At 72.0% G+C, this 10,595-nt stretch carries 10 protein-coding genes; 6 read left to right on the top strand and 4 right to left on the bottom strand.

Annotation, left to right across the window (positions count from 1 at the left end; all coding sequences use genetic code 11):
* Window positions 1–109 precede the first annotated feature (109 nt).
* The 3 genes from ABZX90_RS43315 to ABZX90_RS43305 all read right to left on the bottom strand — a co-directional run bounded on the left by ABZX90_RS43315 (window position 110) and on the right by ABZX90_RS43305 (window position 2,909).
* Entirely contained in the window at window positions 110–1,075 is a 966-nt protein-coding gene (locus ABZX90_RS43315; protein ID WP_355213666.1) for an acetylxylan esterase, read from the bottom strand.
* Between the two features lie 277 nt (window positions 1,076–1,352).
* Complete coding sequence (locus ABZX90_RS43310) at window positions 1,353–2,120, bottom strand: ferredoxin reductase (protein WP_355213665.1); 768 nt, start codon at window positions 2,118–2,120, stop codon at window positions 1,353–1,355.
* Between the two features lie 183 nt (window positions 2,121–2,303).
* A complete protein-coding gene (locus tag ABZX90_RS43305; protein WP_351135131.1) occupies window positions 2,304–2,909 on the bottom strand; it encodes a sulfite oxidase-like oxidoreductase in 606 nt (201 codons plus the stop codon).
* 310 nt (window positions 2,910–3,219) lie between these two features.
* Here ABZX90_RS43305 and ABZX90_RS43300 point away from each other — a divergent pair, with 310 nt between their 5' ends.
* Together ABZX90_RS43300 and ABZX90_RS43295 are read left to right on the top strand one after the other, a co-directional pair.
* Entirely contained in the window at window positions 3,220–4,140 is a 921-nt protein-coding gene (locus tag ABZX90_RS43300; protein WP_355213664.1) for an NADP-dependent oxidoreductase, read from the top strand.
* Window positions 4,137–5,018, top strand: coding sequence for a GNAT family N-acetyltransferase (locus tag ABZX90_RS43295; protein ID WP_355213663.1), 882 nt, complete (start codon window positions 4,137–4,139; stop codon window positions 5,016–5,018). The genes ABZX90_RS43300 and ABZX90_RS43295 overlap by 4 nt, the downstream gene beginning before the upstream one ends.
* A 48-nt stretch (window positions 5,019–5,066) precedes the next feature.
* Here ABZX90_RS43295 and ABZX90_RS43290 read toward each other — a convergent pair whose 3' ends face one another.
* Window positions 5,067–5,492, bottom strand: a complete 426-nt coding sequence (locus ABZX90_RS43290) for a MarR family winged helix-turn-helix transcriptional regulator (RefSeq protein ID WP_355213667.1) — start codon at window positions 5,490–5,492, stop codon at window positions 5,067–5,069.
* A 425-nt stretch (window positions 5,493–5,917) separates the two neighbouring features.
* On the opposite strand from ABZX90_RS43290, the gene ABZX90_RS43285 reads away from it, so the two are divergent.
* The 4 genes from ABZX90_RS43285 to ABZX90_RS43270 all read left to right on the top strand — a co-directional run bounded on the left by ABZX90_RS43285 (window position 5,918) and on the right by ABZX90_RS43270 (window position 10,506).
* Window positions 5,918–6,712, top strand: a complete 795-nt coding sequence (locus ABZX90_RS43285) for a putative protein N(5)-glutamine methyltransferase (RefSeq protein WP_351135137.1) — start codon at window positions 5,918–5,920, stop codon at window positions 6,710–6,712.
* Window positions 6,713–6,822: 110 nt separating this feature from the next.
* Window positions 6,823–7,626, top strand: a complete 804-nt coding sequence (locus ABZX90_RS43280; RefSeq protein ID WP_351135138.1) for an alpha/beta hydrolase — start codon at window positions 6,823–6,825, stop codon at window positions 7,624–7,626.
* 220 nt (window positions 7,627–7,846) lie between these two features.
* Window positions 7,847–9,862 (top strand): NADPH-dependent 2,4-dienoyl-CoA reductase, encoded by a 2,016-nt coding sequence (locus tag ABZX90_RS43275; RefSeq protein WP_351135139.1) that lies wholly within the window; start codon window positions 7,847–7,849, stop codon window positions 9,860–9,862.
* 98 nt (window positions 9,863–9,960) lie between these two features.
* A complete protein-coding gene (locus ABZX90_RS43270; RefSeq protein ID WP_351135140.1) occupies window positions 9,961–10,506 on the top strand; it encodes a PadR family transcriptional regulator in 546 nt (181 codons plus the stop codon).
* The last annotated feature ends 89 nt before the right edge of the window (window positions 10,507–10,595 follow it).

The following is a 10,595-nucleotide window of genomic DNA, read 5'->3' as shown; positions in this document are numbered from 1 at the left end:
CGACAACGCCGCTGGGGGTCCCCCCTGCTCGAAGAGCTTGGGGGAGGGGGTGCCAGGCCCCGCGTCTCCGGCATGATCCGCCGGACAGGCCCTAGGGTCCACGCCGGCCTCAGAGGTGGGCGGGCAGCCAGCGCAGTTGGGCCGCCTGCTGGTAGGGGCCGCCGCCCTCGTGGTCGTTGAAGTCGTACACCTCGATCTGCTTCTCCTCGTTCGCCCAGGCGTTGAACGCCGCGAAGACCGTCGACGGCGGGCAGGTCTGGTCCTCCAGAGCCGCCGAGAACAGGGCGGGCGCCCGGCCGCGCGCGGCGAAGTGCACCCCGTCGAAGTAGGAGAGGGTGCGGAGCACTTGTTCGGTGCGGCCGCGGTGGGTCTTGAGGTAGTTGCCGATCTCCCGGTAGGGGGTGCGGTCCGTGAGCACCGTGGCGCGCGGGAAGTCGCACAGGAACGGCACGTCGGGGGAGACCGCCGCCAGGTCGGGCACGAGACCGCCCACCGCGATGGTGATGCCGCCGCCCTGGCTCCCGCCGAGCGCCGCGACGCGCGCCGCGTCGACCAGCGGATGTGAACGGGCCGCTTCCACGGCGCGCACGGCGTCCGTGAACAGGCGCCGGTAGTAGTAGGTTTCCGGGTCCTCGATCCCTCGTGTCATGAAGCCGGGGAAGGCGGGCGCGCTGCCCACCGGGTCCGGGGTCTCGCCGCCGCCCCAGGTGCTGGCCTGGCCGCGCGTGTCCATCACGAAGTGCGCGAAGCCGGCCGAGGCCCACAGCAGATGCGTGTGCGGGAGCCCGCGCCCGCCGCCGTATCCGATGAACTCGACGACCGTGGGCAGCGGCGAGTTCGCCCGGGCCGGCACGGTCAGCCAGCCCTTGACCGGATGCCCGCCGAACCCGGCGAACGTGACGTCGTGGACCGCGACGGTCTTGAGCGGGGTCTCGAACGGCTCGAAGCGGGCGGCGAGTTCGTGCTCACGGGCTTCCTGGAGGGTCTTGGACCAGAAGGCGTCGAAGTCCTCGGGCTCGGTGGACGCGCTGCGGTAGGCGCGGAGTTCGTCGAGAGGGAGGTCGAACAGGGCCATCGAGGACCGCCTTTCGGCATACGGGTGCGGATGATCACACCGTACGTGCGCCCTCTGGGACGCGGCCATGCCTTGTCCGGGAACCCGGTCGGCACGCTCGTTCCCGCTCATGGACAAGCGGCAGGCGGCAGGCCGCAGACTTCGAGCGACGAGCGACGAGCGACGAGCGACGAGCGGCAAGCCGCAGACGACGCGCGACGGCCGACGAGCGGCAAGCGGTGCCTGCCCCGCCCGAGGGCCGGTCGGCCCCGGCCGTCCGCAGCGACGGGAAAACGGCCTAGCCGAACCGCTCGATCCGAATCCGGTCCACCGGCTGTCCGGCCTCCACCAGCAGCCGCGAGGCGTGCTCGGCGAACCCGTTGGACCCGCAGACGTAGGCCTCCCACCCACCGGGCGGCTGCTCGGCCAGGAGGGGCTCCACATGTGCTGCGGCCATACGCCCGACGCGCACACCGTCCGGGGCGCTCCGCGTGAAGACGGCGGTGGTCTCCTCGCCGTACTCCCGTGCGTAGATGAGCTCTTCGGGGCTCCGCGCGGAGACGAGAAGGCGCAGCGGTACGTCCAGGTTCCGCGCACGGTGGTGACGCAGCATCGACATCAGCGGTACGACACCGGAACCCGCGCCGACGAGCAGCGCGGGCCGGTCCCCGGGCCAGGCGAAGAAGCCGCTGAGCGGGCCGCGGACCTCGACGGAGTCGCCGGGCCGGGCCACGGTGTGGAACCAGCCCGAGACCTCACCGTCGTCGACATGGTCGAGGGTCAGTTCGATGTGACCGGTGTCGTCGGGTGAGGACGCGATGGAGTAGTGGCGCTGCGCCACGTACCCGTCCTCGGCGCTGAGCCGCAGCATCAGATGCTGGCCGGGCAGGTGTCCCTCCCACGCGGGCACGGCGAACCGGAAGGTCGCCGCGTGCGGGGTCTCGCGCCGGATCCCGGTGAGCGTGGCGGTCTGCCAGGTGGTCGCCGTCCGGGTGTTCACGGCGATGCGCCCGGGCACGGCGAACCGTGTCGGCGGTACGAAGGTCACGGTCGTGGTCGCCGTCACCGGGTGGCCTTCCTCATCCGTGTCGTCCCCGGTTCCGTCGACGGGGTCCTGTTCGTCGCCCCCAGCGGGGCCCTGTCCGTCACACTCACCGGCGTCCTGCCATCGCTCCCACCGGAGTCCTGACTCGTCTCCCGGTCTGTTCCCGTCGCCTTCACCGCGACCGTGTCCGTCGCCGGGGTCGTCTCAGTCACCGGAATAGCGCTGTTCTTCCCAGGGGTTGCCGCGGCTGTGGTAGCCGTTCTGCTCCCAGAAGCCCGGTTCGTCGTGGTCGAGGACGCGGATGCCGGCGATCCACTTGGCGCTCTTCCAGAAGTACAGATGCGGCACGACCAGCCGCGCCGGACCGCCGTGTTCGGCGGGCAGCGGTTTGCCGTCGTACTCCCACACGATCCAGGCACGACCGCCGGTGAGGTCGGCCAGCGGCAGGTTCGCGGTGTACCCGGTGTGCGCGTACGCGACCGCGTGGGTGGCGGCCGGGTCCGGTCGTACGGCCTCCAGGAACGTGTCCAGCGACACGCCCCCGAACCGCACCCCGAACTTCGACCAGCTCGTCACGCAGTGGATGTCGCCCTCGTACGCCGAGGGGGGCAGCGCGTGCGCCTGCTCCCAGTTCCACGTGCGCGGCTCGGCCACCAGGCCGTCGATCCGCAGGGTCCAGTCGGCGGGGGCCAGCTCCGGGGTGACCTCGGCGGACAGGACGGGCCAGTCGTCGCCCGCGTCGTACTGGCCGGGCGGCAGTCCGGGGTTGTGGGCGCGCGGGCGCCCGGTGAAGGCTCGCGTGACGTTCATACGGGTGGTGCCTCCAGGACCGCCGGGACGGCGGCCCGCGGATCGAACGTGATCGGCGCGAACACCGGCGTCGGGCTCCCGGGCACGCACCGGTGCTGCTTAACCATTCAACCGTACGCCCAGGATCACCGTGCTCCGAGCCGGAGCGGAGCGCTGATCATTGCGGGCGTATGAACTGTCCCGGCGCCCGGGAATAGCCGCGCCGCGATCTTCCTTTCTGCTGAAGCCGACTCCGGTGGCCCGTACATGCACAACCGGTGAGCGGGGCCGCGACGACCGGTGACGACAGCGAAGGAGAGTGAGGGAGCAGATGCCCAAGGCGTATGTCTTCACACGGTTCGGGGGCCCGGAGACCGAGGCCCTGGTGGAGCGGGACCGCCCGAGCCCCGGCCCCGGCGAGGTCCTCGTCGCGGTTCGCGCTGCCGGTGTGAACCCCGTCGACTGGAAGCAGCGCACCGGCCACCGCCGCCCGGGCGGCCCCCGACGCGCGCTGCCCGCCGTGTTCGGCAACGAGGTCGCCGGAGTTGTCGTGGAAGTCGGCGCCGACGTGACCGGCCTGGCCGTCGGGGACGAGGTCTTCGGCAACCCGGTGGACGGCGGATACGCCGAGTACGCCGTGCTGCCCGTCGCCGTCACGGGGCACAAGCCCGCCGGGCTGTCGTTCACGGACGCCGCGGCCCTGCCCGTCGCGGCGGCGACCGCGTACGACGGAATCCGGCAGCTCGGCCTGCCCGCGGGCGCGACCCTGCTGATCACCGGCGCCGGCGGCGGGGTCGGCGTCGCCGCCACCCAGATCGCGGTGGCCTTCGGACTCCGCGTCGTCGGGGTGGCGAGCGAGGGCAAGAAGGACTTCGTCGAGTCGCTCGGAGCCGTGCACGTCCCGTCGGGGCCGGGCCTCGCCGAGCGGCTGCGCGCGACAGCGCCGAACGGGGTGGACGCCGTGTTCGACCTCGTCGGGGGAGAGGTGCTGGAAACCGCGGCGACGCAGCTGGCCGACCGTACGAAGCTGATCACCGGCGCCGACCGTGAGACGGTGGCGAAACTCGGCGGAACGGGCGTCGAGCGGGCCCGTACGGCAGCCGTGCTCGACGAGGTGGGCCGGCTCGCAGCCGACGGGACGCTGCGCCCCTTCGTCACCCGGACCTTCCCGCTCGACCGCGCCGCCGAGGCGCTGCGCACCGTCGAGGACGGGCACGCCCGCGGCAAGATCGTGATCGAGGTGACCGCATGAGCACCCACCCCCTCGACCGGCACGAGAAGACCCCGCGGACCACGCAGCCCCCGCGGACCACGCAGGCCCCGCAGATCTCGCAGCCCCCGCGGACCACACCGGTCGACCGAACGACCTCGCTCGACGGCCGGCCCCCGCTCGCCGCCGGACTGTCGGAGAGGCCTCCCGGCCGTCACCCCCTCGACAACCCGGCCCTCGGCTCTCTCACCGGGCCCCACGCCCACTTCGCCGAACGCCGTGGACGCGTCCTGCGCTACCCCGTGGACGTGTCGCCGTGGCTGGCCCTGCCCGACGAGCCCGACGTGAGCGACTGGGCGGATCTGGCGGCCCTGGTGGGGCCCGGCGGCGAGGTGCCGCTGGCCGGGTTCGGCGGGCGCACGCCGGACGGCTGGGAGGTGATCTTCAGCCTCGACGGCGTCCAGCTCGTCGACGACGGACTGGCGGCGGCACCGGACGCCGAGGCGGTGCGGCTCGGCCCCGCCGATGTGCCGGAGATGCTCGACCTGGTGGAGCGGACCCGGCCCGGCCCCTTCCTGTCGCGCACCGTCGAGCTCGGCACCTATCTCGGGATCCGCCGGGACGGCGCCCTGATCGCCATGGCGGGGGAGCGGCTCCATCCGCCGGGCTGGACCGAGATCAGCGCGGTGTGCACCGACTCCGCGTACCGGGGCGAAGGCCTGGCCACGCGCCTGATCCTGGCCGTCGCGCACGGCATCCGTGAACGCGGTGAGACCCCGTTCCTGCACACCGCCGCCGGCAACGCCAACGCCATCCGCCTCTATGAGTCCCTCGGTTTCGGGCTGCGCCGCACGACCCGCTTCATGGCGGCGCGGGTGCCCGAGCACCTGGGCGACGACCGGACCGTGGGCGTGGGATGACACCGCGCCGCTGAGTGTGCGGGGCGGGGAGGCCGCGGGGACGTCGGTTCAGTCCCCCGGCGGCCCTCCGACCCGCTTCTCCGCGGCGGTGGCCGGCGCGGTGGCGTTGTAGCGCACCAGATACGAGGCGAAGCGGGCGAGGTCCTCCTCGGACCAGCCCATGAGCCGCTCGCGGAACGCGACACGCCGGCTGCGGGTCACCTGGGCGAGGATCTCCGTACCCGCCTCCGTCAGATGCAGCACCTGGACGCGGTGGTCCTCGGGGTCCATCCGCCGTCCGATCAGCCCGGCCCGCTCCAGCGCCGCCACCTGACGGCTCACCGTGGACTTGTCCAGCGCGTAGTGCGCGGCGAGGTCCGTGGCACGGCAGCCGCCGACCTCCTCCAGATGACCGAGGAGGGTGTACGAGACCAGGGACAGCTCGGGATGCATGCGTCCCGCCGACGCGCGCGCCCGCCGGGCGAATACGGTCATCTCGCGCTGGATGGTCTCCACGGCCGCGTCGGCCGTCCTGCCGACCGCCGTCTCCGCGGTGCAAGCATCGCCGGCCCCTGCGGCGGTCGCTGTCCCGGTGGTGGCCACGGCCTCACCGGCCTCTTCGGATGCCATCACAGGACTTCCTTCCTGTCCTGGTTGCATAGTACAACTCGACCTCGCGCCGGGCATCGGATCCCGCGTTTCCGGAGGCTGCGAGAGAGTGCCGAAGGGGTCGATCGGCGTGTGATCGTTCCTGTAGGGTGACCGTCCCGGCCGTGGACCGTCTCGGCCGATGAGTTGTCGAGGAGGTGAGACCCATTACCGCTGTGTCAGGTCGGGTGCTCTCCTCTCCGGACAACGCGGTCACCGTATCCAGGTGACCGTGAGAGCGCCCTTCGGCTCGTCGAAAGGCTCTCGGCTTCATGCCTCCTCTCTCCCCTGATGTCCCTGGTGCGGGCGACCCGATGGTCGCCGCGCTCCGCTCCGCCGGTTGTGTCTTCGCCGAGGACGAGGCGGAGTTGATCCTCTCCACCGCCCGCACCCCGGACGAGGCCGCCGCGATGGTGGACCGGCGCGTCGCAGGACTGCCCCTCGAACACGTCCTCGGCTGGGCGGAGTTCCACGGTCTGCGCATCACCCTCGAACCCGGCGTCTTCGTGCCGCGGCGCCGTACCGAGTTCCTCGTCGACCAGGCCGTCGCGCTCGCGAGCGGCGCATCCGTCGTCGTGGACCTGTGCTGCGGCTCGGGCGCGGTCGGCGCCGCGCTGGCGGCGTCCCTCGACGGGCCGGAACTGCACGCGGCCGACATCGATCCGGCCGCGGTGCGCTGCGCCCGCCGCAATGTCGCGCCGTTCGCCGGCCAGGTCCACGAGGGCGACCTCTTCGCGGCGCTGCCCGAAACCCTGCGCGGGCGGGTCGACGTCCTGGCGGCCAACGTGCCGTACGTCCCCACCGGCGAGGTCGGCCTGCTGCCGTCGGAGGCCCGTGACCACGAACCCCTGGTCGCCCTCGACGGAGGCGCGGACGGGCTCGACCTCGTGCGCCGGGTCGCCGCCGAGGCACCGGTCTGGCTGGCCCGCGGCGGCTGCCTCCTCGTCGAGACGAGCGAGCACCAGGCGCCCGCGGCCGTCGAGGTCTTCGCGCGCTGCGGTCTGGTCGCCCGGCCGGCCGTCTCGGAGGAGCTCTACGCCCATGTGGTGATCGGTGTGAAGCCCTGACGGGGCGGGGCGATGCGGGCGACATGCCGCGTTCGGTCCCTGATCGGCTGATTGTCCCGCCTCACGCGCCACACTCTGGCTGACCGCAGATGCCAGAGGGAGGCCCGAACGTGAGCAGTGCCCCCGAGAAGTTCGACGCATGGGACATCCAGGAGTCGGGGCCCGCCGACGCGAGCGCGACGGTGCTGCTGCTGCCCGGCGGGATGTGCAGCACCGCGTTCTACGACGACCTGATGGCCGCACCGCCGCTCGCCACCGCGCCGGTGCGGCTGGTGGCCGCGACGCTTCCGGGCCACGCGGGCACCACGCCGCCGCACGATCTCAGCATGGAGAACTACGCCGCTCTGGCGGGCGCCCTGGCCGCCGAGCGGGGGTGCGACGTTGTGGTCGGCCACAGCATCGGTGCCAACGTCGCCCTGGAGATGGCGGCCGGCGGGCTCTTCTCCGGGCCCGTCGTCCTGCTCTCCCCGACGTTCTCGGCGTCCGACGAGGACAAGGCGCTCGCGATCGCCAACAGCCTCGGGCGGGTGCCGGGCGTCGGTGCGCTGGCCTGGTCCGGCCTGGTCAAGCTGGCGCCCCGCGCCATGGTGAGCCGCCTGCCTCCGGCCCGTCGTGAGGCGCTGACCGCCGAGTTCGAGAAGAACGATCCGGCGTTCTGCCGCCAGGTGATCCGGTACTACTTCGACTACCTGGACCGGTACGGACCCCTGGTCTCCCGGCTCCGTGACTCGGGAGTGCCCGCCTGGGTCGTGCGCGGCGACCACGACGACATCGGTCTGACGGACGAGGAACGGGCCGGGCTCGAGGCCAGTCCCAACGTGACGATGGTTGCCGTTCCCGGCGCGGGCCACCTGGTGATGGTCGACCAGCCCGTACCGGTCGCCGAACTCGTCGCCCGGGTGGCTCTCGGCTGAGCGCTCCGCCGGCCTCGCGCAAGGCGATCCTCCGGCCTTGCGCCAGGCCGTCCTCCACCCCGCGTCGAGTGATCCTCCGTACCGGGGTGGGTGATCATCGGCACTGCGCGGGACGATCCGGGAGCCCAGCGCCAAGTGATCCTCCTCATTGTGCAACTAGTTGCACAAAGCGCGGCCCGTCGTCTACAACAGACGTACGACACCGCGCACGGAGGGCCCGATGAGCCGTTACCCGCATCTGCTGAACCCGCTCGACCTGGGCTTCACCACCCTGCCCAACCGCGTGCTCATGGGCTCCATGCACGTGGGCCTGGAAGAGGCCGAGCGCGGCTTCGAGCGCATGGCGGAGTTCTACGCCGCCCGCGCGCGAGGCGGCGTCGGCCTGATCGTCACCGGCGGTATCGCGCCCAACGACGCGGGCCGGCCCTACGAGGGCGGCGCCAAGCTGACCACCGAGGCCGAGGCCGAGCAGCATGCCGGGATCACCGCGGCGGTGCACCGCGAGGGCGGCAGGATCGCGATGCAGATCCTGCACTTCGGGCGGTACGCGTACCACCAGGACCTCGTCGCCCCCAGCGCGCTGCAGGCCCCGATCAGCCCCTTCGTGCCGCACGAGCTCAGCGACGCCGAGATCGAGCAGACCATCGACGACTACGCGCGCGCCGCCCGGCTCGCCCGGCGGGCGGGCTACGACGGTGTCGAGATCATGGGCTCCGAGGGCTATCTCATCAACGAGTTCATCGCCCTGCAGGCCAACCGGCGCGACGACCGCTGGGGCGGCTCGTACGAGAACCGGACGCGCTTCCCCGTCGAGATCGTCCGCCGTGTACGCGAGGCGGTCGGCGAAGACTTCATCATCATCTACCGTCTGTCGATGCTCGACCTGGTGCCCGGCGGCTCCTCGCTCGACGAGGTCATCACGCTCGCCCGGGCCGTCGAGGCCGCCGGGGCGACGATCATCAACACCGGAATCGGCTGGCACGAGGCCCGCATCCCCACGATCGCGACCTCGGTGCCGCGCGGCGCCTACGCCTGGGTGACCAAGAAGGTCATGGGTTCCGTCTCGATCCCGCTGGTGACCACCAACCGCATCAACACCCCCGAGATCGCCGAGCAGTTGCTCGCCGACGGTCACGCCGACATGGTCTCGCTCGCCCGGCCGATGCTCGCCGACCCCGACTTCGTCGCCAAGGCCGAAGCCGGACGCCCGGAGGCCATCAACACCTGCATCGGGTGCAACCAGGCCTGCCTCGACCACACCTTCGGCGGCAAGATCACCTCCTGTCTGGTCAACCCGCGCGCCTGCCACGAGACGGAGCTGGTTCTCGCACCGACCCGGCTGCGCAAGAGCGTCGCCGTCGTGGGTGCCGGGCCCGCCGGACTCGCCTGCGCCGTCAGCGCCGCCGAACGCGGCCACGACGTCACCCTCTTCGACGCCGCGGGAGAGATCGGCGGCCAGCTCAACGTGGCCCGCAAGGTCCCCGGCAAGCAGGAGTTCGACGAGACGATCCGCTACTTCCGCACCCAGCTCGAACTGCACGGCGTGGACGTCCGGTTGAACACCCGGGCCACCGTGGAGACGCTGGAGGCCTACGACGAGGTCGTCGTCGCCACCGGCGTCAGCCCGCGCACCCCGGAGATCCCGGGCGTCGACCACCCGAGCGTCGTCGGCTACCTCGACGTGCTGCGCGACGGAGCCCCCGTCGGCGACCGTGTCGCGATCCTCGGCGCCGGCGGGATCGGCTTCGACGTCGCCGAGTTCCTCACCGACAGCGGCGACAAGGCGAGCGAGGACCCGGCCACGTACTTCCGCAGCTGGGGCGTCGACATGGACTACCGGGCGCCCGGCGGTCTCGCCGCTCCGGAACGGCCCGCCCCGCCGCGCACCGTGCACCTCCTCCAGCGCAAGGCGTCCAAGGTCGGCGCCGGACTCGGCAAGACCACCGGCTGGATCCACCGCACCGAGCTCAAGCACCGAGGCGTCACCATGGTCCCGGGCGTCCAGTACGACCGGATCGACGACGCCGGACTGCATGTCACCGTCGACGGGCACAGCCAGGTCCTGGAGGTCGACACGATCGTGCTCTGCACCGGCCAGGAGCCGCGCCGCGACCTGTACGACGCGCTGCGCGCCACGGGCCGCGGTGTCCACCTCATCGGCGGTGCCGACGTCGCCGCCGAGCTGGACGCGAAGCGGGCCATCAAGCAGGGCACCGAACTCGCTGCGGCGCTCTGACGCACCGCGAGAACCGAAACGCGGGAGAGCTGTCGCGGTGTCCGGTCGACCACGGCCGGGCACCGGGCAGCACCTGCGGCCCTCCTTAGGATGACCACATGTCACTCCCGCACGCGATCCTCACCGCCCTGCTCGAGAAGCCCTCGTCGGGCCTCGAACTGACCCGGCGGTTCGACAAGTCGATCGGCTACTTCTGGTCGGCGACGCATCAGCAGATCTATCGCGAGCTGGGAAAACTGGAGGCCGAGGGGTACATCAGGGCGCTGCCCCCGGAGCAGCATGCCCGGGGCCAGAAGAAGAGCTACGAAGTCCTGCCCGCGGGCCGGGACGAACTCGCCCGCTGGACCGCCGGCTCGCAGGACCCGAAGCCGCTGCGCGACACGATGTTGTTGCGCCTGCGCGCCGCGGCCGTGGTCGGCACCGAGGGCGTCGAAGCGGACCTGCGCCGCCATCTCGCCCTGCACCGGCTCCAGTTGGCCGAGTACCAGGGAATCCAGGAGCGGGACTTCCCGCCGGGAAAGGACACCCCCGAGGATCGTCTGCGGCACCTCGTCCTGCGGGCCGGCATCGACCTGGAGACCTTCTGGACCCAGTGGCTGACCCACGCCCTGGCGGAGTTCGAGCAGCTTCCGGGACACGACTAGGGCCTGTCCGGCGGATCAAGTCGGAGGAAACCTGCGGCGCCTGATCAGCGCACGTGAGCGGGGCCTGGTGCGTCCAACTGCAAGGCGGA

The sequence above is a fragment of the Streptomyces sp. NPDC002935 genome (assembly GCF_040611295.1).
Lineage (GTDB): Bacteria > Actinomycetota > Actinomycetes > Streptomycetales > Streptomycetaceae > Streptomyces.
The sequence above is the reverse complement of the archived record's forward strand: the minus strand, read 5'-3'. Positions and strand labels throughout refer to the sequence as shown.